Origin of the sequence: Neolewinella persica DSM 23188, assembly GCF_000373105.1 — a bacterium.
Classification (GTDB): Bacteria; Bacteroidota; Bacteroidia; order Chitinophagales; family Saprospiraceae; genus Neolewinella; species Neolewinella persica.
Window position 1 is genome coordinate 333073 of the sequence record NZ_KB890414.1, and the last position, 25027, is coordinate 358099.

Consider the following 25027-nt stretch of genomic DNA (forward strand, 5'->3'; position numbering starts at 1 on the left):
GTTTCCCTTCGCAGATCGTAAATCCATTTGGAGGTCATCCTCCCGGTATCAGTCCAAAACTTCCTCCAGTCGCTTAAACGCAGCCCCCCAGCCATTATAAAAGCCCATTTCTTCCTGTTGCTTACAGTAATCTTCAGTGGGATGAACTACGCTAAAGGTGAATTGCGTCTGGTGGTCATCCCCCTCAAAGCTAACGTGTAGTTCAACCCCCTCGGTCATCGGTTTAAAATCAGCCGAAGTAACGATTTTTTCCCCTTCGATGATCTCCAGGAATGTACCCGCTGAAATAAATGCATTTCCGTCGGGCATCTGCATGGAATACTTCCATTTACCTCCCACTTTGAAATCGTGCTCCAACACCTCAACGTCCATTCCTTTTGGGCCCCACCATTTGGCGATATTCTCAGGTTTTGTCCACGCCTCCCATACCTTTAACCGAGCTACAGCAAAGGTTTTCCTGATGGTAAGGGTCCTGCCAGCGGCATTATTTTGATTGGTCATTGTTTTCGCTTTTTGTTTTTGATTCATTTACGAAGTCTGCAAAAGCATCAATTCTTGCTTTCCATTGTTGATGGTATTGTTCCAGCCAAAGGAAGGCTGGGATAAGGCTTTCCGGGTCTACCCTGCAGTAGCGTTCCCTCCCCTGCTTATTAATCGTCAATAAGCCACACTCATCCAGGATTTTGAGGTGCTTTGAAACCGCGGGCCGGCTGATCTCGAATTTATCGGCTACTTCGTTTACCGTCAGCACTTCTTTGGTAAGCATATCGATAATGTCCCGTCTTATTGGGTCTGAAATTGCTTGGAATACATCTCGTCTCACGCTTATTTGTAACTGATTGGTTACAAATATAAGCGTAACCGATTGGTTTCGCAAATATTTTGCTTTCATTTTATCGATTCTGCGAAGGATTTGGCGCGGACGCAGGTGCTCGGGGAGTTATAAGGCAGGGTTGATTAGCATCGCTTTTCAAGTCGAGAGACGTAACTCATACCGCGTCCCCCGGCCTGCACTTATCCGATTAAGGACTCCTAATTTCGTGAGTTCCGTAAGTTCACGCGTAGCAGTAGCCTTTGAAGTACGAGTTAAACGTTCCTATTTTTTGGCAGATAGTCCTCCTTGAAAACCGTCCCCCTGCACCTGCGGCCCCGCCTGAAAAAAAGTCAGGCGCAACCCAAAACACCTGACGATTTTTCCGATTTATTATTCAGGCACTTGCTTTGCTCCTTAATGGTGCGACAACAATGAACCAAATTCTGCAAGAACACCGTTTTTATTTTGTCGTTAAGCATCTGACAATCATCCGCCTGGCGGAACAAAGCATATAAAATGAATTTCAACAACTTCACCATCAAGAGCCAGGAGGCGATGCAGCGTGCCGGGGAAATTGCCCTGGGTAACGGCCAGCAAAGCATTGAGCCCGGCCACCTGTTGAAGGCGGTTTTTGAGATTGATGAAAACGTCACCCCTTTCCTTTTCAAGAAGATGGGGGCTAATCTCAACGCCGTAAAACAGGCCATCGACAGCATTGTCTCCGGTTACCCAAAGGTATCGGGCGGGCAACAAAACCTAAGCCGGCCAGCCGGCGAAATGGTGCAACACGCCAGCGTGATTGCCAAAGACATGGACGACGAATACGTCTCCCTGGAGCACCTCCTGCTCGGCGCATTTAAGATCAACGACGTAACGACCCAGGTTCTACGTGATTCCGGTGTGAACGACAAGGTGCTTAAAAAAGCCATCGAAGAGCTGCGCCAGGGCAAAAAAGTCACTTCTAACTCCGCTGAGAACCAGTACAACTCATTGGAGAAGTACGCGATCAACCTCAACGAACAAGCCCGCAAAGGAAAGCTCGATCCGGTGATCGGCCGCGATGAAGAAATCCGGCGGGTACTTCATATTCTGGCACGCCGAAGTAAGAACAATCCGATCCTCATCGGTGAGCCCGGGGTGGGTAAAACCGCCATTGTGGAGGGCCTCGCCCACCGGATCGTCAACGGAGACGTACCGGAAGATCTTCGGGAAAAAGATATTTACTCGCTGGATATGGGTGCCCTGATCGCCGGGGCAAAATACCAGGGTGAATTTGAAGAGCGCCTTAAGGCTGTCATCAACGAGGTGACCCAGGCAGAAGGGCAGATTTTCCTCTTCATTGACGAAATTCACACCCTGGTGGGTGCTGGAAAAGGGCAAGGCGCGATGGACGCTGCCAATATCCTCAAACCAGCACTGGCGCGGGGAGAGCTGCGGGCCATCGGTGCCACCACCCTTGCGGAATACCAAAAGTACTTCGAAACGGACAAGGCCCTGGAACGTCGTTTCCAGCAGGTAACGGTCAATGAACCGAACGAAGAAGACGCCATCTCCATCCTCCGCGGACTGAAGGAACGCTACGAGACGCACCACAAGATCAACATCCTCGACGAGGCCGTGGTCGCCGCCGTCCAACTGTCTGAGCGCTACATCACCGATCGTTTTTTGCCGGATAAAGCCATCGACCTGATCGACGAGGCCGCCGCCAGGCTCCGCCTGGAAATGAACTCCATGCCTGCGGAGCTCGACGAAGTCGAGCGTAAAATCCGCCAGCTGGAGATCGAGCGGGAAGCCGTAAAGCGGGAAAGCGATACGACAAAACTGGAGCGAATCGGTGCGGACATCGCCAATCTCGAAGAGCGCAGGAATGCTTTCCGCGCCCAGTGGGAAAGCGAGCGCGAAGTGGTCCTCGGAATCCAACAAGCCAAGGAGCGCATCGAACAGCTGAAGACCGACGCCAAGCAATCAGAACGCAGCGGAGATTTCAGCCGTGTAGCCGAAATCAGGTACGGCCTGATTCCCGAAGTGGAACAAGAGCTGGACGGTTTCAATGCGCGCCTGATTGAGATGCAGACCGATAATAAGATGTTGGTCAAGGAAGAAGTCGACGCAGAAGACATTGCCGAGATCGTTGCTCGCTGGACGGGCATCCCCGTTACGCGTATGCTGCAGAGTGAACGGGAGAAACTCTTGAAACTTGAAGAAGAACTGCACCAACGGGTCGTCGGTCAGGAAGAAGCCGTAGAGGCCGTGGCAGATGCCATCCGCCTGAGCCGGACCGGGCTGAGCAGCCAGGACCGCCCCATCGGTAGTTTTCTCTTTCTGGGCACCACCGGCGTCGGTAAAACAGAGCTGGCCAAAGCGCTGGCGGAATACCTGTTCAACGACGCGGACATGATGACGCGGATCGACATGAGCGAGTACCAGGAACGCCACGCCGTGAGCCGACTGGTGGGCGCACCTCCCGGCTACGTCGGCTACGATGAAGGTGGGCAGCTGACCGAAGCCGTACGGCGGAAGCCTTACTCTGTAGTCCTGCTCGACGAGATCGAGAAAGCCCACCCCGACGTATTCAACACCCTGCTGCAGGTGCTCGACGACGGTCGCCTGACGGATAATAAAGGTCGGGTAGCCAATTTCAAGAACACGATCGTGATCATGACGTCCAACATCGGTTCGGATTTAATCCGGGAAAATTTCAGTAAAATCGACGGAAATAACGAAGATGACATCGTAGAGAAAACCAAAGAGCAGGTTTTCGACGTACTTAAACACACGGTGCGGCCGGAGTTCCTTAACCGGATCGACGACGTGGTGATGTTCCGCCCCCTCAACCGGAGTAATATCCGGGAGATTGTGGAGCTGCAACTACGTCAGGTTTCTGAACAATTGTCCGAGCAGGACATTGTGCTGACCGTAGCGCCCGAAGCCATGGATTGGCTGGCGGCTGAAGGTTACAGCCCTGAATTTGGTGCCCGCCCATTAAAGCGGGTGATCAAAAAACGGGTCCTTCGGCAGTTGTCCAAGCAAATGCTTGAGGGCGACATTCAGCCGGGCAGCCAGCTGGTGCTGGATGTGTTCGACGACGTGGTCGTCTTCCGTAAAGCCCGGAAGAACGAACGCGTGGAAGAACCTGCTTAAGGGCGTAGTTGCAGCTTAATCGTACGTAGCTGGCGAAAACCTTACGGTTGAAGCAAAATCAACCGTCAGTGAGACATTAAAGATATAATGTGTGTATTAGTGAGTGTATTGGCGGCCGGGAAAATTCCCGGCCGTCTTTTTTTTGCTCAAGTTGTCGGGTTGTCGAATAACTTTGTAATATGATGAAAATGATCGGTCAAGCTATTGCTTCGCTATTTGGCGAATTATTTTCAGTGTGGTTCCTTGGTGGCTTCCTGAAATTCGTCCATGGTGTGGGCGTACGGATTTACAGCCTTTTTGTCGGAACGAGAAAGACACCCGTTGCAGAACTTCGTGGGATGTACGAGGACCTGATGCTGCCCTGGTTAATTGGTTTTTCCATTTTTGGAACGGTGTTTTACTTTGGCTTTGTGTGGCTTTTATTTTAAACCTGAATACATGACGGACGCCCTTCAATGGTCCAAATAGTCGCCGGGGGAGCGCAACCAATATCGAGCATCTTCGTTCCAACTTCATGCAAAAGCACAAAATAGTCGTCGCCATCGGCGGCAGCAGCGGTAGCCTTTACGCCAAACTCCTGTTGGATCGTTTAGCGAAACTCAAAGACCAGTGGGCGGCCGTCGGGGTAGTGATAACGGACAACGGCAAGTACAACTGGGAACTGGAGCTGGGAGAGGCTTTTGACCCCACCACTTATCCCTTTGACTATTACGAGAAAAAGAATTTCCATGCGCCCTTTGCTTCCGGTTCTGCGAAGTACGGCACCATGATTGTTTGCCCCTGCAGTATGGGTTTGATGGCGCGCATCGCCACGGGCGTTAGTGAGGACCTGATCACCCGGGCAGCTGACGTTGTTCTGAAGGAACGTCGTCGGCTCATTGTGGTGCCTAGGGAAACACCGCTGAGTCTGATTCATTTGCGCAACATGACTACGATCACGGAGGCGGGAGGCATCATTTGTCCGGCCATCCCGAGTTTTTACTCGGGGGCGGATACGAAGGAAGAGATTGCGCTTACGGTCATTGACCGGGTGTTGGATTTGGCGGGATTTGAGTTGGATAGTTATCGGTGGGGGGAGGGAAAGTAGTCTTATGGTGGGCAGGAGAAAACCACTCCAAAAGCCTAAGCAAATAGCTTTGAAATAAAAGCTGAAGCCAAACCTCCCACTGCACCTGCGTCCCCGCCCAAACGCCTTTACATTTCCATCACCATCCCGCCGCGCGCACCACTACCCGGCCCCAGCGTAATGACCCGATCTGCGGCTTCAATTAAGGTACTGTTGTGCTCAATAAAAAGTATGGTATCCCCCCGATCAACGATTGATCGAAAAACCTTGATCAACGGCAGGATGTCAAAAAAATGAAGGCCGGTACTCGGCTCGTCAAAGAGGTATAAAGTCGCCCCTTTTCGCTTTTGCATCATGGATTTAGCCAGTTTCAACCGTTGGGCCTCTCCTCCGGACAAGGTGTTACCCGATTGCCCCAAAAGCAAATGTCCGACGCCTACCCGATGGAGAATAGCTAACTTCTCGACAACGGGACCGGCCTCGAAAAACGCCATTGCCTCTTGCACCGTCATGCGCAATACTTCTCCGATTGAACGAGCTTTGAATTTACAGGCCAGAACCGCTGAATTGTAACGCATTCCTTTGCAGGCATCGCAGGTAAGCCAGAGGTCACTCATAAAATCCATGCTCGTTTTCAGCGTCCCGTACCCTCCACAAGCAGCACACTTTCCATGTTTGCTTTGGTAGGAGAAATCTGCTTTCTTCAGCCCGGCAGCTTTCGCGGCTGCTGTTTTCGAGAATACTGTTTTTATATGTTCGATAATTCCGGTGTACGACACGGGGGTACTCAACCTGTTTTGTGTCAGCAACTCCTGATCGATGAGCAAGACCTCTTCAAATTGGTCCATACCATTTAGGGAGGTGCAGTTCACCGGCCGGCGCTGCCGCCAGGAACGATACAATACTTCCTTAACCAAACTAGACTTCCCACTTCCGGAAACGCCCGTGATAGCGGTTATTTGTCGGGAATAAAAGTTGACGTCAAGGTGCTTAAGGTTATTGGCAAACGCGCCTACCACCCCAAAGGGAGCACCTTGTGTCTTTTGCCAATGAACCGGCGCGGCACGCTGGTCCTGGAACATCTTGTAAGTGACGGAATGTTTGGCTTTGGCGACATCAATGACTTTTCCCTGATAGATCACCTCACCACCCAGCCTTCCAGCACCCGGCCCCATTTCAATCAGGTAATCGGCACTTCGGATAAAAGAGGGATCGTGCTCGACTACCACCACCGTATTCCCATTCCCAACAATGTTTTTTAAAGCTTTTGACAATACGGCAATTTGCCCTTCATCCAGCCCTATTTTCGGCTCATCCAAGACATACGTAACGCCAAACAGGTGCGTAGATAATTGACCTGCGAGCATAACGCGCTGCCGCTCCCCGCCGGAAAGGGTGCTGACGCTCCGGTCCAGGTTCAGGTACCCCAGGCCAAGGTCAACAATGGTCTGTAACGATTTTCTGACGGTCGGTAAAACAACCTGGCTGATGGCCAACACCGTTGCATCTACTTTGCCTTCTATTTGCTCCATTAACTCAAGCGCAGACTCAATACTCAATTGCGCAAGCTCGTGAATGTTCCTACCAAGAAACTTCGTATTTAATAACGCTGGTTTCAGGCGGCTTCCGTGGCACGTTGGGCACACCTCGTCGTACAACAGTTCTTCCAAATGTTTGATGTTCTTGTTACGGAGCTTTCGCTGGTATTCCTCATCTATATAACGGCAGAAGCCAAGCCACTTTGCGCTTAAATCATGTGTTCCGGTTCTTGACCTGGTATTGAATTCCCAAACGACTTCCCAAACCGCATCGCCCGTCCCGTACAGGATGGCATCCTTAACTTCCTTGTCCAGTTGCTGCCAGGAAAGGTCAATAGTCCAGTTATTTTGTTTTGCGGCTTCTTTCAGCGTTGCTACGAATTGACCGTTTACGTCGGCGTAATACTGGACTGCCTTATTCTTAGCTACGCCACCATCGAAGATGGATTTCTCCCGGGAAACGATCACCTTATCCGGGTCGCATTTGCGTTTCACGCCCAGACCTTCACAATCCGGACAGGCACCAAGATGATGGTTAAAGGAAAAATGTTGGGCCGTAAAAACCTCTCCTTCCTGCTGAGCAATCCTGGAGTACAGCAACCTGAAGGCATCGTACACGCCCGACAGCGTGCCTACCGTTGACCGCTTCGCAGGCGCGCCGCCCTTTCTATTAATCCCGATGGCTGGTCCTAAACCGGAGAAGGAAGCAATTTCAGCTTCACTGTTTTGTTGGAGAAAGCTTCTGTTGTAGGTCGATAAAGACTCCGTGAAGCGGGCGTTAGATTCAGCAAATAAGGTATCGTACACCAAAGAAGACTTTCCACTTCCAGAAACGCCAGTGACTACCGTCAACTGATTTTTTGGAAAACGAACATCAATATTTTTAATCCCATGCGTCGTTACGCCATTCAGGATTATTTCAGGATGAACGGGCGGCGTGTCGGCAACTTCTATTTTGACCTCATTGCCGTCGCTTTCCAGCCCCGTCCTTGGAGGTCCCTGATAGACAATATTGCCTCCCGCTGCGCCACTTTTGGGTCCGAGTTCAGTGTGCCAATCGCTCCAATCAATAATCGCTTCGTTTTGCTCGATACAAACTATGGTATTGCCCCGTTGTTTAACGCGGTCAAATAACAGGAGCAGCGATTGAATATCATCGTGGTGCAATCCGATGCTTGGTTCGATGATCACGTACAGGGTATCCCCGGTATCTTTTTTCTGCAGTTGGTTGGCAATTTTAATGCGCTGCGATTCTCCCCCGGAAAGTGTTGTGGAGGATTGCCCGAGCGTTAAGTACCCAAGTCCTATTTTTTGTAAAATTTTAAGACCGGTCAGCACTTTTTTCTGATCTCCAAAAAAAGTAACGGCCTCATCAATGGACATTTTATACGTATCGGCAATTGACCGTCCCCTGTACCTTACCTGAAGGGTTTTTTCATTAAACCGATCTCCGTTGCAGGTGCCGCAGACCAAGTCCACATTGCCAAGGAAGTGCATTCCTATTTGCGTTTTACCTGCACCCTGACAGGTTTCACAACGTCCGCCTTTATTATTAAAGGAGAATCGGGACCTGGTGAAGCCCAAAGCTTTTGATTCGGGCAAACCAGCGTAGAGGTCACGGATATGATCTGACAGCCCCAGATAGGTAGCCGGATTACTGCGTGGTGTTTTTCCTATTGGAGAATGATCTATAAAAATCAGTTTATTGACCGCGTCAATATTTTCATAACTGGTCAGCTTAGCGGGTTCACCAGTTTTCATCCCCAACTGCTGCCGTACTAATTTTAGCAAGGTACCTTTTACTAAACTGGATTTCCCAACACCTGATCGCCCACTTACCACATTGAGTTTTCCCAGCTTAAATTCAACGTCAATGTTTTTCAGATTTCTTTCCTGACACCCGATAAGCTTAATTGAACCGCTCTTTGTTTTTGGCAATGCTGCCAAAGGTGAATTAGTCCTCCTGCCTGAGCTTTTAATCGCTCTGTAAGTTGGGCTGGTTTTTTCCAGCGCCTTCTTTTGATAAAACGCTGAAAATGCACCATTAAAAACAACCTCGCCTCCATTGATACCCGCTTCCGGGCCGATCTCTATGACGTGATCAGCACTGGTGATGGTGTCCAGATCATGCTCAACAACGATGACCGTATTGCCTTTTTTTACGAGTTGCTTAAAATGGTAAATCAACCTTTCGTTTTCTGCTCGGTGCAGTCCTATAGAAGGCTCATCAAAAACGTAAAGCACATCGCTTAACGGAACTAAGATTTGATTGGCCACCCGAATACGCTGGATCTCGCTGGGACGAAGTGATTTTGAGGAACGGTTCACCGTTAAATGCCCCAACCCCAAGTCTTCCAACAAATCAACCTGGGTTTCAATTTTTTCGACGATTTCACGCGCTACCCTCCCCCAGCTATTTGATTGAATCCATAACTTAAGCTCGTTCAATTCAAGGGGCACTACATCCGCTATTGATTTTCCATGAACCTCAACACTCAGCGCATTGTCGTTCAGACGGGTGCCATTACATGCCTGGCAAGTCAGAGAATGTACATACTTGAGGATATTCGCATTCCGATCTCGCCTGAGAATATCCGACATGATCGGAATCATTCCTTTATAATATCCTTCCTCCCGGGGTTTGGCCTTAATACCTGTCCATTTCAACCGTGATTCAAGGCTGTGCTTTCCGAAAGGCACTTTGATTTTATCGCTTCCATTCAAAACCACCCCGCGTTGAAGCTCCGTCAAGTTATTCCAGGGAATATCAACGCTAAATCCCTCGGCTTCGCAAACTTGATTCAACACATCAATGGTTACCTGCGAGTACATAATGTACCCATTTGGTAACGTTGGTACCAGGGCGCCTTCTCTAATTGATTTTTCTGGAAAGGCAATAAGCCGCTTAAGGTCTATTTGTTCCTCCTTACCAATACCATTGCATCGTTTACACTTACCAATGGCTGAATTAAACGAAAAGAGCCCGCGAGAAAGCTGAATATTTTTGGTTGTAGTTCCTGTCCTGGCAAACAACAGCCGCAATAGATCATAGATGTCTGACATGGTTCCGACAGTGGAACGGGCATGCATTCCTGTCGTACGTTGTCCAATGGCAATAACTGGAGAAAGCCCTTCAATTTCATCTACGTCAGGACGGTTCAATTTCCCCATAAACTGCCGTGCAAAAGAAGGCAGCGTTTCAAAATACCTCCGCTGTCCTTCTTTGGCGATTACCTCAAATACAAGGCTCGACTTTCCCGAGCCCGATACTCCAGTCACCACTATAAACCTGTTGTGTGGAATACTCAGGGAAATATTCTTCAGGTTGTTTGTTCTCGCTCCTTCAATAACAATTTCTGGACCTGTCCTTGAGTTCATTCCGCGAAATTAAAGAAATAAATTTTGCCTGCCCACCCAGTTTCCTTCCCTATCTTCCCCCAATGAAATACCTGTTTTTTGCACTGCCACTATTCTTATTAAGCTGTTCTTCTGAACCAGCCCCGGAAACCACTCAAGAAACCACTACAGATCTGTCCGTTGATATGGCCGCTGCCGCTCCAGACTCCCTGCTTCGTCACGTTGTCATGTTCTCCTTCAATGAAGAAAGCTATCCCGACGGAGTTGCGGAAGTAGAGCAGGCGTTTATTGACCTGGCCGATAAGATTCCGCAAATCCACGACTTCGAATGGGGCACCAACAACAGCCCGGAGGGATTAGACAAAGGGCTCACTCACATCTTCTTCGTCACGTTCAAAAGCGAAGCTGACCGTGCCGTCTACCTCCCCCATCCTGACCACCAGGCCTTCGTAGAATTACTTGGCCCACACCTGAAAGATGTACTGGTACTGGATTATTGGACAAAGTAGTGGGTGAGTGAATGGCTCCATGCACTAGGAGCTAGCTATCCTTGTCGGTACTGGACTCATCCCTTTCATTCTTTCTCATATCCATTTTCTACTCCGGAACCACAGCAACAATAAGCCAGCAATAATGACCATCACCGCCCACAAAATATAGTACCCGTAAGGGTTTTCCAGGCCCGGCATCACGGCAAAATTCATCCCGAACACACCCGCTAAGAAGCCCATAGGAATGAAGATGGTGGAGACGATGGTAAGGGTCTGCATCACACTGTTCATACGAAAGCTTATTTCGCTGACGTAGAGATCGTATAAACCGTTCGTTACGTCGCGGTAGGTTTCTACCAGGTCCGTCACCTGAATAATATGATCCTTAAGGTCCCGTACGTAAAGCTGGGTATCCTCCGATACCAGCCGGTGTTCCGTATCGCCGAATTTACCCGTCAATTCCCGGGTTGGACTCGTGCTTTTACGCATGGTCAGCAGCGCCAGCCGCAGGTCGTGAATCTGAGATTTGGTGCGGGGTTCCGGGTCGCTCAGGATCACGTTTTCCAGCTCGTCCAGCGTTTCCTCAATACTGTCGAGCACCGAAAAATACCGGTCCGTGATATTATCGATCAGGGCGTACGCCAGGTAATCAGGGCCCTTGCTACGGATGCGACCGCTGGAGGATGCCAAACGGTTACGGACGGCCTCGAAAAGATCGCCGGCATCTTCCTGAAAGCTGATGACTGTTTCATCGGTAAGGTAGATCGATACTTGCTCGATACTCAGATCACGGGTCTTGCGATCAAAATCGAAGGCTTTAAGTTGCAGTAGTATGCCATCCTGATAAGCTTCCATTTTAGGACGCTGCTGCACATCAACTACATCTTCCATCGCCAATGGGTGCATACCGTAAGCCTTTCCCAACTCTTCAATGAATTCCACCCGGTGCAGGCCGCGCACATCGTACCAGGTAGTTTTTCCCGGCGCGTTGTCCTCCGGAATTTCACCAATCATTGTCGTGCAATTAAAATTATCCACATCGTAATGGGTCAGATGAACGTGCACCTCTTCCATTTCTTTCCGGCCGGTGTAGACCATGGTACCGGGAGGTGCACCTGGAGCAGTTCTGGTGATACCCGCACGGTCCGTAGCGGTTTTGACGAGGCGGGTGATACGCATAATGGTTGGTATTGGTGCCGTAAGGTAGTTCAATAGTTCAATAGTTCATAGCGCTATGAACTATTGAACTATGAACTCTTTAAGGCGGGGCCGCGGGTGCAGAGTAAGAATATAAAAGAGCAGGAAAAGGGGGCAGTTACCTACGTTTCACGACCATGCAGTTACGGCCTTCCACGGCGTAAAACCGAAAAACGATACAAACGTTCGCTCTTTTCCGATCCCATTTCGTCCGGCAACATTTTTACCTTTGTGGTTTACAGCGATTACTTCCTCGATAAACGCGCAGCGTTCAGGATAGCCCATCCTCAGTAAGACGGGCCTTAAGAAGGGGGAGTAAGTGCATTTATTTATTTTTACCATGTACCAACTCAGCCACCCCAACCCTACCCTCACCGGACGCATTGCGCTCACCGGCTCCAAATCAATTGCCAACCGGGCGCTGATTATCCGGGCGCTGACGCCGGGGGGCTTCCCGATTAATCGCCTTGCTGCGGCCGACGATACCGTCCGCCTTGAGCGGATGCTCGCCAGCAACGATGAAATTCTGGACGCCGGCCCCGCTGGTACCACCTTCCGTTTCCTCACCGGTTACCTCAGCCGTCGGCCGGGCTACCAGGTACTTACCGGGAGCCAACGTATGAAAGAACGACCCATCGGTATTCTGGTCGACGCCTTACGAGCGTTGGGCGCCGACATCGAATACACCGAAAAAGAAGGCTACCCACCCCTAAAAATCGGCTACTCCGCCCTTGACCGGACCGACGCGATCACCATAGCTGCCGATACCAGCAGCCAGTACATTTCCAGCCTCCTGATGCTGGCCCCTACACTACCCAACGGATTGCGGCTTACCCTCGATGGAGAGATCGTCAGTATTCCATACATCAAGATGACCCTGTCGCTGATGGCGTACTTCGGAGTGCAGAGCAGCTGGGACGGCCAGACCATCGTCGTACCCGCTCAGGCCTACCAGCCCCGGGAGTTTACCGTCGAAGCCGACTGGTCCGCCGCCAGCTACTACTACGGCCTTGCGGCCCTGGCAGACAGCGCTGATCTCCAGATCGACGGCTTATTTCCGGACAGCGTCCAGGGAGACGCCGTGGTGGCTAAGCTATACGAACGTTTCGGAGTTACCACCACCTTCAACGATACCGGCCTCCGCATCCAGAAACCCGTTGGTGCTGCCATTCCGCCCCTCTTCGAGCAGGACTTCGTGGAATGCCCGGACATCGCCCAGACGCTGATGGCCACCTGTGCCGGCCTTGGCATCCATGCCCTCTACAGTGGTCTGCAAACCCTGTTTATCAAAGAAACCGACCGCGTTGCCGCCATGAAAACCGAACTCGGAAAAATGGGTATTTCCCTTTACAAGATTCCCGCCCACATGAGTGGTGACGGCCCCGGCCAACAACTTTTCGCCCAGGAAGGCAAGGCTGACTTCAGCGCCGGCGCACCTACCTTCGCCACCTACCACGACCACCGTATGGCCATGGCCATGGCCCCCTTAGCCCTGCTGCACCCCATCCGGATCAAAGACCCCGAGGTGGTGGGCAAAAGCTACCCTGATTTTTACCGGGATTTTGAGCGGTTGGGGTTTGTGGTAAAAGAATAACAACAAGTCAAAGCCGCACCAGCAGCGAGCGACCGCCTACCGCTCCGCATGCGCATGAATCCGCGCCCGGCAAACACTTCACCCAGAAGCTAATTGAAAAGCTCCATAATTAAAAAACCCTCCCGGAACAGCTCCGGGAGGGTTTTTCAATTTACGGTTTTAATACAGTGATCGCCTACCGCTTCATAAATCGTACGGATTGCAGTCCCTCTTCCGTCGCCACTTGAGCGAAGTACATTCCAGCTGGTAGCATACCGATATCAAGGGACAAGGTAGTGGAGTTACTACCACCGCTTACTAACGGCTGCACCGAGTAAGCAACGCCGTTGATGTCGCGTACGTAAACCGTTCCATCGGGCATGCCACCCAGGCTTTCGATGTCGAGGTAAACTACGTTACCACTTGCGGGGTTTGGTCGGGCAGTCATTATCAGGGAAGAGATGAGGGCATTTTCCTCATCGTTACCGGGGTTATCGAAGCCAACTTCATCGACGCGGGTAACGGTAACGAAGTTACCACTAAGTGCGAAACAACCGTCGGTTAGTTCAGTAGCCAGGGCATCGTCGTTCAAACCGGCAATGATCTCCCCAGTGTAAGCCAGGCCCCAAACACGGCAAACACCAACGCCAGACAGACCAAAGTCGATCGTAGCGCTCTCGCTAATGGCGAGGAGCATATTGTCTTCGTTGGTTACGACGTAAACAAAATTGTCTAATGAATCGGAAGTTGTCATGAAGGAGACGATCGCCGTAGCGTCCGTACCGGTACCGGTTATTTCTACTTCGACTTCTGTTTCATCAGCTGTCGTGGTGACCATGCCTCCGTCGGGATCAACATAAATCACGGTAATGAAATTAGTCGACAGCGCGGCACATCCCGTAGCCAGTAATGTTGTGTTGATGTTCTGGTTGATACCAACCAGGCTCATTCCAGTGTAGTTAAAGCCGTAGATGCGGTATTCTCCGGGACCAAAGGGCTGGAAAGGAATGATCGGACTTGGTAGATTAGTAGCACGCACGCGGCCATTGGGGTCGGTAACGAGGTAGCGGTAGTTCGGTCCGCTTACACTAGCATCTACTACGGCGATTGGGTTATCACCATCGGCTATACACCAGCGAATCGTATCACCAGTTCCTTCCGTCGTCAGGTTGGTCAGGAATCCGGCATTGATGCTACCAGCATAGGTAACGTCCAGGAACGAGGAGGTGAGCTCGTAGCAGTTGTCGGCCAATACGGCGACAGCGATGTCGTCACCAACTTGAGCAACAACATTACCTGTGTAAGCCAATCCCCAGACCCGGTAGGGCCCTTCAGGTAATGAGCCAAGGTCTACGTTAGATTGGTCTGTAGAAACGAGCTGGACAACATTAAAGGTGTCCGTAACGATCACGGCGTAACCCGTTTGACTATCACTGGTAGTAGATACACTAATGTTACCGTCACCATTCACCGTACAGAAAACACCCGTGGCTGGCACGTTGTCGAAGCTGATTTCTCCGGCTTCCGGTGTATCGTTGAAAATGGTAACGTAGTTATCGGAGATATCCACACAACCTGTGGCCAGTAGGCCACTATTTAGCGGAGTGCCAGGCCCGGCTACGAATTCCCCACTCCAACAAATACCGTATACCCGCAACTCCATGAGTGGCAGGGCTTCGGTACTGTCGCCGGAAACGACCTGAAGTATGATGGGCTGAGCGGTAGCAGTGGTAACCACGTAAGTATAGTTGTCACTTGCCGTGCCGCTGGTGTTCGTGAAGCGAACGAAGCCGTCTTCCAGGTTCTCCGGACAGAAGTACAATTCTTCCTCTCCGTTACCCAAAATCGTAGCACCGTCTACTTCCGTAACAACGACGTTGATAAAGGTATCACTGAGTTCAAAACAGCTGGTAGACAGATCCGTTAGGAAGATATTCTGTCCCGGAAGGATTGAGAGATTACCGGCAAATGCCAGGCCGAATACCTGGTAAACGCCACTCTGGGCCATGTTGAAATTGAAGCTATCAGAAGGGATGGCCGTCAGGGCAATGCTGTCTTGAGCAATCAGGTAAGTATAGCTACCGGAAGCTGAAGTGGTGATGAATTGCAGCGCTGGCTCTTCTTCTACACCAGAACAAACATCGACGATGTTCGTGCCGTCCGCCAGACTCACACTGCCGCCATCCGGAATCTCCCGGGTTACGGTAATGTAGTTGTCGGAAAGTGCAGCACAACCACTGGCAAGGTCATCGGTCGTAACGGTGTCTCCCACCATTATCACCACGTCACCAGCATAGGCAAAGCCCCATACGCGACAAACGCCCGGCCCTGCCGGGTCAAAGTCGAAGCTACTGCCATCAACTAAGGACAATACTTCGTTTTCTTCATTGGTTACTACGTACTGGTAGTTGCTACCGGTAGCACCGATATTGGTAAAGGAAAGCAGGTCTGCAATACCATCAGATGGGCAGGTAGAAACTTCCGTAGCACCGGAACCAAGTGAAACTTCCCCTCCCAGAATGTCCTCCCGGGTTACGGTAACGAAGTTGTCTGACAAGTCAAAACAGCTCGTTGACAGCATCGCGGTTGTTGCGTTATCGCCACCAAATGCTGTCAGGTCGCCCTGGTAGGACAGTCCCCAGATACGGCAAACGCCGAAAGGTGCTTCATCAAAGTCGAACTGAGCGTCAGTAAAGACGCCGAGTATGATGTTCTCATCTGTGGTTAACAGGAAAGTAAACCCTGCTCCGACTGCATCTGTACTTACCACCTCAATAATGTCAGCAACACCATCCATAGAACAGACAGATACTGCATTGAGTCCATCAATGGTAGCAATGGTCCCTCCATCGGGGAGTTCCTTCGTTACCGTGACAAAGTTCTCAGACAGTGCGTAACACTGAGTAGCCAGCGGATCTTCACCCGCAATATCTCCAGGCCTGGCAGAAACAATGCCATCATAACCCAGACCGTATACGCGGCAAACACCTACTGGTAATTGCTCGAAGTCGATCCGGTCGGTAAAGGCAACGAACACCACCACGTTATTAGCGTCAGTTACCAGGTAGTTGAAATTCGTCAGGGTAGTCCCTGTAGAATCAAACCGGAAAACATCGGGGAAGGCATCTCCCGGGCAAGCCAGAATCTCTGTTTCTCCATCAGCAGTGCTGATGGGGCCGGTCGTTGCGTCCTGGCGTATTACAGTTACGAAATTATCGCTGAGTGCGTAACAGGCCGTCGCAAGGTCCGTAGTATTGATGTTATCATCTACGTTTCCGATGAGGTCGCCAGAGTAGGTCAAACCATACAGCCGGCAGGTGCCGGGAGGGACTTCTTCGAAGTTAATGGAAGCGCTGGCAGGGAAGCCGAGAATACTGCCGTCGTTAGTGGTAATGACAAAGGTGAAGTTTTCACCAATGGATCCTTCACTAACGAAAGTCAAAATATCGTTGACCCCGTCTCCAGGACAAACGGTTGCTTCAGTAGCCCCGTTCTCGAGTCGTACGGTACCGCCAGTAGGCAGTTCCCGCGTTACCGTGACGAAGTTATCACTTAAAGAAGAACAACCCTCGGCAAGCATAGCCTCGGTAATGACGTCTCCCACCTCGATCAATAACATACCTACGTAGCTCACGCCCCATACGCGACAAGCACCAAGGGGAGCCTCTTCAAAGTTGATTGAATTTTCTGCGAGAATACCGAGGATCAGGTTATTTGCATCCGTTATTACAAAGATAAAGTTGGCGTCGGGGTCAGCTCCGGTGCTGGCGAAGAACACCTCATCGTCTACTCCGTCTCCCGGGCAAACGGTAAGTTCCGTTTCACCGTCCTCAGTAGCCACTGTACCACCGTTTGGAATACTGCGAACAACATTCACGAATGTTGTACTAAGCGCAAAGCAATTATCCGCAAGGTCAGTAGTAGTTACATCTACTCCGGGCGTTAGCGTCAGGTTCCCCTGGTAAGTCAGGGAGTAAATCCGACAAGCACCTACGCCTGCGCCTTCAACGTCGAAACTTGGTGTGTCACTGAAGTCTAATAGGATGTTATCTGCGTCAGTAATCAGGTAAACCAATTCGCCGCCAGAAGCGTCGCTGGTCACCACTTCAATCACGTCAGCGTTTCCATCACCGGGGCAGGTTTCTACCTCACTGTCACCGTCAGTCGTCAAGACTGTACCACCGGCGGGAATCTCGCGGCGGACTTCTACGAAGTCTTCCGACAATTCATTACACCCTTCCGCCAATGGGCCAACCGTAGCATCTTGTCCAATTTCCGCCGTAAAGCTTCCGTAGAAGCTTACGTTCCAGGCCCGGCAAATACCAACCTCGGCTCCATCGAAATCAACGCTGTTACCGTCAGGCAAGCCAATGATGATGTTGTTCTCATCTGTAATGACCAGGCGGTTCTCAGGGCCCGTGGCCCCGGTTACCACGAATTCTACGATGTCTTCATTTCCGTCACCCGGACAGATAAGAAGGCTACTTTCTCCCGTTGCCGTAAGAATAGATCCGCCTTCAGGCGCCTCCCGGTTTACGGTTACGAAATTATCACTGAGGTCAAAACAGCCGTCTGACAGCTCCACATTCAATAAATCATCTCCTACTTCAATACTCAGGCTACCTACGTAGCTGAGTCCCCAAAGGCGGCAGGCGCCAAAGCCGGCTCCGTCAAAATTGACCGTATTGCCGGCCGGGACACCAAGAACATTATTGTTGGCGTCAGTAACGACATAAGTAAAGTTTGCCGTTGGATCTGCACCATCGCTGGCAAAAGAGACATCATCGGCAATTCCGTCGCCGGGGCAGACAGTTAGTTCTGTTTCTCCATCAACGGTGGCTACTGTGCCCCCTTCGGGAGCTAGTCGAATGGCGGTTACGAACGTTGAGCTTAGGTCGAAGCAATTGTCCGCCAGGTCCGTAGCCGTTGGGACGTTTACGCCGTCCGTCAGAGTAAGGTTACCCTGGTAAGCAAGGGCGTAGATGCGGCAAGCGCCTACACCGGCACCTTCAACGTCGAAGTTAGGCTCCGTGTTGGAGCCCAGCAGGTTACCGTCCCCATCAGTGATCAGGTAGATCAGTGATCCGCCGGAAGCTCCGGTGCTGACCACTTCAACGATGTCTGCTTCACCGTCGCCGGGGCAGGTCTGGACTTCACTTTGTCCGTCTACCGTCAAAACGGTACCACCGACCGGCACTTCACGACGCACCTCGACGAAGGTATCGGAGAGGTCCTGGCAAATGCTGGCCAGTTGTGCTTCCAGAACATTCTGTCCTTCTTCGGCAATGAAATCACCCGTAAAAGCAAGGTTCCAGGCACGGCAAACGCCCACGGGGGCATCTTCGAAGTTCACCGTAGTCCCCTCAGGCAACCCGATAATTATGTTTTGGTCGTCCGTAATAATGATGCGGTTATTTCCACCCGAAGTACCCGTAACAGCAAAATCAATGAAGTCATCGTTGCCATCACCCGGGCAGGTAAGGACACTGCTTTCCCCGTCGGCCGTCAGAATGGTACCGCCGTTAGCCTCCACCCTGTTCAAGGTGATAAAATTCTGGGAAAGGCCGATACCACAGCCCGTTATTTCTTCCAGCAGGCTGAGGGGTTCTCCTGGTCCTGCGGGAACACCGTTCGGAGAGGCAAATGCGTACACCCGGCAAATACCAGGGGTCGCATTATTAATGTCGTTAACTCCTGTGTCGCTAATGGCGTTGATCAGGCCATCAGAGTTAACGAAAATGAAGTAGACATTCGATGCAGTTGACGTAAAAGTCAGCACATCCGGTTCATCATCCAGACAGATGTCGTATTGATCTTGCTCCGCTTCAATGACAACATCTCCGGAAGTGCCATTATTGACGGTAACGAAATTTGACGTGAGACCTGCACAGGGAACGGACAGGGTTGCGGTATTAAAGTCTTCACCAACACTGGCGGTTATCCGCCCATAGTTGGAAAAAGCGAAGACCCGAAGCGTACCCGCGGGCAGCATATCGAAGTTAATAAAGTTGCTGAAACCGATAGAGCGAATGACGTCTCCTTCATCCACCACCACATAGGCGTAAGCCTGATTGAAGGTGTTGACCTGAAAACGGATACGATCCATAATATCGTCATCCGTACAGGTGTTCAACTCAGTTGCCCCGGAAAAGGCGAGACTAACAATGGCGTCTTGCTGGCAAGGTCGTCGATCGCTGTTTCCTGGATCCTGTGCAAAAATGGTCGTCGATAAAAGAAGCGTACAAAAAAGTAAACGGAACGCATTGATGTATAAATTCTTGTGCATAACAAAAGTTTTGAGATGATGAACAGGTAGCAGACAGCATCACCCCGGCGTGAGATTATACCGTAAATTTAGTGAATTGCGTCCGATCACAATAAATTTTATATGTATTGGACCTAGTTATTCGTAAAATCGTCGATTTTTAACGCTTTTACTGGCCTTCCGGAATCAGGGCGCGGCCGCTGGTGCAGGCCCGGGGACGGATAAGAGCAGGCAAAAGTGTCGTTGGCCCTGCCCTGCTACTTAAATTCCCGCTTTGCACCTGCGGCCGCGCCCCTTCATTACGCCGTTGCCCGGCTCCACTACACCGCATTCTAAACGCCGGAAAGAATACCTTTCCTGACTCACGAAACGTACTCCGTTTTACGTTTACATTTGGTTGTACCTTTCGAAGGTATAATACTTGCCTGAGCTTCGGCCAGCATGCTGTCCAAAATTGCGTTTAGAACGAGCGCCCCTTTCCCAAAAACTAAGATTTGTCGCTACTACGCTACCTATTCTACCTGCCTTTAGTGGCATTGGTCCCCGTGTTGCTTACGGGCCAGGGCCTTACGCTCGACCCAGACTACGAGGCCGATCGATTGGTTAGGGACGTTTTCGCCTCTGGTGAGTGCGAAACAATTTTTAACATCCGTCAGATCGGCAGTAATCCCGACGGCATCGGTTTTTTCTCCGGTCCTGACAGTATTGTCGGCTTCGGCAGGGGCATTATCATCTCCACCGGTAAGATTGCCGACGCAGCAGGTCCCAATGACGATACCAACGTAGGTAGTGAACTCGAAGGAACTACCCCCGACCCTGATCTCGACCTCGCCAGTACCGGGGAGATATTCGACCGCAGCGGCCTTGAGTTCGACTTCATCCCCCTCCAGCCAACCGTTACGTTCCGTTACGTTTTTGCTTCAGAAGAGTATTGTGAATTCGTAGACGCGGCCTTCAATGACATATTTGGCTTCTTCATCAGCGGGCCGGGCCTCAACGGACCATTCAGCGATAACGCAATCAATATCGCCACCATCCCCGGCACCAATCAGCCGGTTAGCATCAATAACGTAAACTACTCTGCTAACCGGGCGCTGTACCTCGACAACGAGTTCCCCAGCGTACGAGGGATTGCCAACTGTGGTGGCCCGGCTACTCCCGGCCCCCGATTTCTGGACATCGAGTACGACGGGCAGACCGTCATCCTTACGGCAACCGTAGCGCTTCAGACTTGTCAGACTTACCACATCCGCATGGTGGTGGGAGATGTTGAGGACAGTGACCTTGACTCCGCCGTATTTCTCGAAGCTGGCAGTTTTGACCTCGGCGGTAGTGTTTCCCTGACCGGAGAGGGCGGTGACACCACCAATACACCCACCATTTTTGAAGGCTGTGCCACCACCAACTTCCGCGTCCAGCGAGGTCCGGAAAGTAACCCGGCTCGTCCTCAGACCATTGCTTACCGGATTGGCAACAATTCCACCGCTACGGAGGGCGTGGATTTTACTGCTGGAACCGGAGAAATCACCATTCCTGCGGGGGCGATGTTTGCAGAGATTCCCATCATTGCTTTCGCTGATGGCATTGCCGAAGGGCCCGAGAATGCCTGGCTCTATCTCGACATTCCCTGCGCCTGTTACACCGACTCCATTGAACTGATCATCAATGAGCCAGCCACCCTGGCCGTAGGACTTGATGAAGCCTACTACTGCCCTAACGAAACGGCTACTCTTCGGCCCGAAATAAGCGGTGGGGTCCCTCCTTTTCGTTACCAATGGAGCTTTGGCAGCACGGAAGCAGAACCACGATTAACGCCTCCTCTACCCATTTCGATCGATCTCACGGTGACGGATGCGTGCGGGCAGGCCGTCAGTCGGTCCATTGCAACGTTTAGCAGTGTCCCGCCAGCCTTAAGTCTTCCCACTCAAGACCTGCAGGCCTGCCGGGGCGAAGACCAGGCCATCATCCTCGACCTTACCGGTACGGCGCCCATCACCGTTACTTACCAGCTGAACGGCGGTCCGCTGGAGACCCGGCAGTTCAATGACGACGGGCGGCAAGCCTGGCCCATTAACCGGGGCGGCAATTATCGCATCATCTCCGTCGAAGACCGGGCTTGCCGCATCGTTGTAGACGAAGTACTCCGGGCTGACTTCTTCGAGCCAGCCATTAATCCCCGGCTTACCAACCCGAGTTGCGCGGGCCAAAATGATGGTGCCATCTCAGTGACTCACCTCCCTACCGTGCCGCCTTATCAATACGACTGGACGGGCATCAACCCACCGGGCCTGACTATAGAAAATCTCCCTGCGGGCAGTTACGCGCTGCGGGTTACGGATGCCCTGGGCTGCACCAGTGAACGCACGTTGAACCTTAGGGATCCAGACCCGCTGACTCCCGTAGAAATCACCTGTACTGAAGTACAACGCCCCCCGCTCATGCCGTCAGCCGGTGGCGGCAGGCCACCCTATGCCTACAGTATTGACGGTGTTAATTACTTCGACCGAACTGGTTTTGAGACCCTAAACGAAGGCCAGTACTACACGCTTCGAATTAAGGACGCAGTAGGTTGTGAGATTACGCAACAAGACTTCTTCTTTCCTAAAGCTACCCGCCGGCCGGCCCGCTTACCAAGCTTTGTGCCTCAGGAGATTGCCGGCAGCGCTCAGGTAATCCCAGATTACTTTGTACCCCCGGATCAGATTGTGGCCTACCGTTGGCATCCTGCGGAATTATTTGACTGCCCAACCTGCCCCACGCCAACGGTCAGTGCACCCAGCAGCCAGCCCATTAGTCTGGCCATCGACAATCTGTATGGTTGTACCGACAGCCTCGTGACCTTTGTTGCCGTTGACGGTCGCATCCCGGTTTATGTTCCTAACATCTTCACCCCGAATGGTGATGGCACGAATGATTATGTCGCCATCTATGCCAACCCACTGCAGGTGGAGCGTATCCTTTCCTTTCAGGTTCTCTCCCGGTGGGGAGAGCTGCTGTGGGAGGATTACGACTTCCCGCCAAACGACGGTCGCCGGGGCTGGGATGGCATGCTCAATGGGCAGCTGGCGGGTATCTCGGCCTACATCTGGACAACGGAGGTACGGTTAACCACCGGTGAGTTACAACGAGAATCAGGTACAGTAATCCTGATGCGGTAATTTTCAGCGGCCCAGTCCGGAAGTATTTCCAGGTTGCCCCACTAGTGCATGTTCCAAAAATTCCGGTTACATTCGCATAACTGCCATGGAACAATTAAGAGAAATCATTTTACTGGAATATCGGGGTCTGTTCAGTATCAACCTCTTTCAGGCCCTTGAGATAATTGCCATGGCATTACTCCTGCTGGGCATCTATCGATTATTACATCGAAAGGTATTTCCTTGGTACTTCGGTAAAGAGGCGACCTCAAGTAAAAACCGTGTCCGGACGCTGCGAGTAACCCGGCTACTGTTATTCAGCTTTTTTGTGGTGGTGGTACTGCGTGTCTTCAACCTCGACTACAAATTGGTCGAAGAATCTCTCCTGACGGCTGAAGAGCTCAAGAAGTTCGAAATGGAGAACCCTGATGCGGCGAATGATAACCCGCTGAAGTTCATCATCCGCATCAGTACCCTGATCAAAGCGTTTCTGGCCTTCGTGGTAGCCAATGTGCTTGACCTGGTACTAGGAGAAGTGCTGACCCAGCGTTTCCACCGTAAGCGCACAAAGGCCAAACAAACGGGGGCAACCATCACCGAAGAGACCGGCCTGCCGCAAAGAATAAAATGGCTTAAGCCCGTGCTCTACATGCTGGCGATCATTATTATCATCAATGATACGGGATTGGCTCCTTACGAATTATTTGAGCTGCCCACTGGCAATACGAAAGGTTTCTCTTTCTCCGTTGGTCGGTTAGCTAACACCATTTTTCTTTTCTTCCTGATCAGTCTGTCCATAAATTTCTTTGTTTCCTTCCTGCTCCGGGGGTACTATCAACGTAGTAAAATAGATACAGGGAGCCAGTTTGCCATCAACAGACTCTTTACCTATTTTGCTTACCTGATCGGTATTCTTCTGGTGATTCAGGCAGCGGGCTTTAACCTGATCGCAATATGGACCGGTGCCGCCGCCTTATTGGTCGGTATCGGTATCGGGCTTCAGCAAACTTTCAATGACCTTATTTGCGGCATCATAATCTTGTTTGAACGGTCCGTAAAAGTAGGCGACGTGGTGGAACTTACCGGCCACCAGGTAGGCACCGTGCGCCGGATCGGCGCCCGGACCAGCATCGTGGAAACCCGCGACGACATCATCGTATTCGTCCCCAACTCCAAGTTGATCGGGGAAAACGTTACCAACTGGAGCCACATCGAGCGAAAAGCCCGATTTCACGTTACTGTAGGTGTTGCTTATGGTTCCGATACCAGTTTGGTCAAAGAAATTCTGGAGCAGGTTGCCAACGAACATCCAAGGATACTGGACAACCCCATGCCATTCGTTCGTTTTCTTGATTTTGGCGATTCTTCCCTGAACTTCGAGGTGCTTTTCTGGTCACGCGATTTTATCCGGGTAGAAACCATAAAGAGCGATCTCCGGTTCGCTATTGATGCCGCCTTTCGGGCCAGGGGTGTCGAAATTCCCTTCCCTCAACGCGATCTGTGGATACGGGGCGGCTTACCGGGAATTAAGGAAGATCCTCCGCCTGCTGAAACAAAAGAGTAGTGTACAGGGAGATAAGATATGCACAGCATAGAACGGCATGCAAACCAGCCCTCCTACAAACTAATCTCAGCTAGCTATTTACGGTGAATAATGAACTCTTAGTCCTGAGCTTATAGAGACTTTAGCTAATCGACTTGGCTGCCACCACTCACGCCTGAAGGCGGCGCTCCGCCCAAATCGAGGTTTAGGTAGAAAGTCACCAGTTCACCGACAAGTACTCCACAGGTACTCCTCCTGCCAACCAAACACCGTTGACCGAGCAATAGAATTCGTAGCCATCTCTGGCCATACCTGCTGCATCTATTTCAAGGATGACCGGTCGGCCATGCCGACTACCAACCGCCGCAGCGGTTTTTAAGTCCACGCTCAGGTGAACATGCTGACGTTTTTGAGGCTTAAGACCAGACTTTAGAATTGACTCCACAGAGGTCGTTGCAGTACCATGAAAGAGCTTTGAGGGAGGGGGTGTAGCCTCCAGTTGGAGATCTACGTCAATACTGTGTCCCTGGTTGGCACGAATTTTTCGTCCGTCAGCACTAAAGCTGAAACGTTTTTTATCATTTTCTCTTACGATTATCGTCAGGTCCTCACGTTTCATCGGGTAGCCGTTAGCCGACATACGGCTAAGGAGTTCGCTTACCTTCGCCCAGCCGTTTTTGTCGAGGGTGATGCCGATCGCTTCCGGCTGATGCCGTAGCACCAGGCTGATCTTTCGGCTGGCGCGTTTTATTTTTCTTGGGTCCATTTTAAGTGTCTTTTCCTGTGGAAACGGTCTTTTGTTGTGGAAAAGTTGCAGGGTTGCAGGGTTGCAGGGTTGCAGGGTTGCAGGGTTGCAGGGTTGCAGGGTTGCAGGGTTGCAGGGTTGCAGGGTTGCAGGGTTGCAG

At 51.3% G+C, this 25027-nt stretch carries 13 protein-coding genes; 7 read left to right on the forward strand and 6 right to left on the reverse strand.

Annotated features, from left to right (window positions below; translation table 11 throughout):
• Window positions 1-48: 48 nt before the first annotated feature.
• On the reverse strand, window positions 49-501 hold the full coding sequence (locus B036_RS0102895) for an SRPBCC domain-containing protein (RefSeq protein ID WP_020567187.1): 453 nt from the start codon (window positions 499-501) through the stop codon (window positions 49-51).
• Window positions 485-892, reverse strand: a complete 408-nt coding sequence (locus tag B036_RS0102900) for an ArsR/SmtB family transcription factor (RefSeq protein WP_083926113.1) — start codon at window positions 890-892, stop codon at window positions 485-487. The genes B036_RS0102895 and B036_RS0102900 overlap by 17 nt, the downstream gene beginning before the upstream one ends.
• Window positions 893-1330: 438 nt before the next feature.
• On the opposite strand from B036_RS0102900, the gene clpB reads away from it, so the two are divergent.
• From clpB to B036_RS0102915, 3 genes are all read left to right on the forward strand, one after another.
• Window positions 1331-3955: an ATP-dependent chaperone ClpB gene (gene clpB, locus B036_RS0102905; RefSeq protein ID WP_020567189.1), complete on the forward strand. Its 2625-nt coding sequence runs from the start codon at window positions 1331-1333 to the stop codon at window positions 3953-3955.
• 179 nt (window positions 3956-4134) lie between these two features.
• Window positions 4135-4383, forward strand: a complete 249-nt coding sequence (locus tag B036_RS0102910; RefSeq protein WP_020567190.1) for a hypothetical protein — start codon at window positions 4135-4137, stop codon at window positions 4381-4383.
• A gap of 86 nt (window positions 4384-4469) precedes the next feature.
• Window positions 4470-5042, forward strand: coding sequence for a UbiX family flavin prenyltransferase (locus B036_RS0102915; RefSeq protein WP_020567191.1), 573 nt, complete (start codon window positions 4470-4472; stop codon window positions 5040-5042).
• Between the two features lie 107 nt (window positions 5043-5149).
• On the opposite strand, the gene B036_RS0102920 is transcribed toward B036_RS0102915, so the two are convergent.
• A complete protein-coding gene (locus tag B036_RS0102920; RefSeq protein WP_071596753.1) occupies window positions 5150-9937 on the reverse strand; it encodes an excinuclease ABC subunit UvrA in 4788 nt (1595 codons plus the stop codon).
• A gap of 62 nt (window positions 9938-9999) precedes the next feature.
• On the opposite strand from B036_RS0102920, the gene B036_RS0102925 reads away from it, so the two are divergent.
• On the forward strand, window positions 10000-10425 hold the full coding sequence (locus B036_RS0102925; RefSeq protein WP_020567193.1) for a Dabb family protein: 426 nt from the start codon (window positions 10000-10002) through the stop codon (window positions 10423-10425).
• A gap of 75 nt (window positions 10426-10500) precedes the next feature.
• On the opposite strand, the gene corA is transcribed toward B036_RS0102925, so the two are convergent.
• Window positions 10501-11586 carry a magnesium/cobalt transporter CorA gene (gene corA / locus B036_RS0102930; protein WP_020567194.1) on the reverse strand — a complete coding sequence of 362 codons (1086 nt, stop codon included), beginning with the start codon at window positions 11584-11586 and terminating at the stop codon, window positions 10501-10503.
• 358 nt (window positions 11587-11944) lie between these two features.
• Between corA and B036_RS0102935 the strand changes: the two genes are divergently transcribed.
• On the forward strand, window positions 11945-13198 hold the full coding sequence (locus B036_RS0102935; RefSeq protein ID WP_020567195.1) for a 3-phosphoshikimate 1-carboxyvinyltransferase: 1254 nt from the start codon (window positions 11945-11947) through the stop codon (window positions 13196-13198).
• A 175-nt stretch (window positions 13199-13373) separates the two neighbouring features.
• Here the strand turns inward: B036_RS0102935 and B036_RS0102940 are convergent, their stop codons facing one another.
• The gene (locus B036_RS0102940; protein WP_020567196.1) at window positions 13374-19463 is read right to left on the reverse strand and encodes a T9SS type A sorting domain-containing protein; all 6090 of its coding nucleotides are present in this window, start codon (window positions 19461-19463) and stop codon (window positions 13374-13376) included.
• A gap of 473 nt (window positions 19464-19936) precedes the next feature.
• Between B036_RS0102940 and B036_RS31570 the strand changes: the two genes are divergently transcribed.
• The gene (locus B036_RS31570) at window positions 19937-22600 is read left to right on the forward strand and encodes a choice-of-anchor L domain-containing protein (RefSeq protein WP_052333905.1); all 2664 of its coding nucleotides are present in this window, start codon (window positions 19937-19939) and stop codon (window positions 22598-22600) included.
• Between the two features lie 85 nt (window positions 22601-22685).
• Window positions 22686-24143 (forward strand): mechanosensitive ion channel family protein, encoded by a 1458-nt coding sequence (locus B036_RS33200; protein WP_020567198.1) that lies wholly within the window; start codon window positions 22686-22688, stop codon window positions 24141-24143.
• A gap of 196 nt (window positions 24144-24339) precedes the next feature.
• Here the strand turns inward: B036_RS33200 and B036_RS0102955 are convergent, their stop codons facing one another.
• Window positions 24340-24888 carry an RNA 2'-phosphotransferase gene (locus tag B036_RS0102955; protein WP_026231628.1) on the reverse strand — a complete coding sequence of 183 codons (549 nt, stop codon included), beginning with the start codon at window positions 24886-24888 and terminating at the stop codon, window positions 24340-24342.
• Between the last annotated feature and the right edge of the window lie 139 nt (window positions 24889-25027).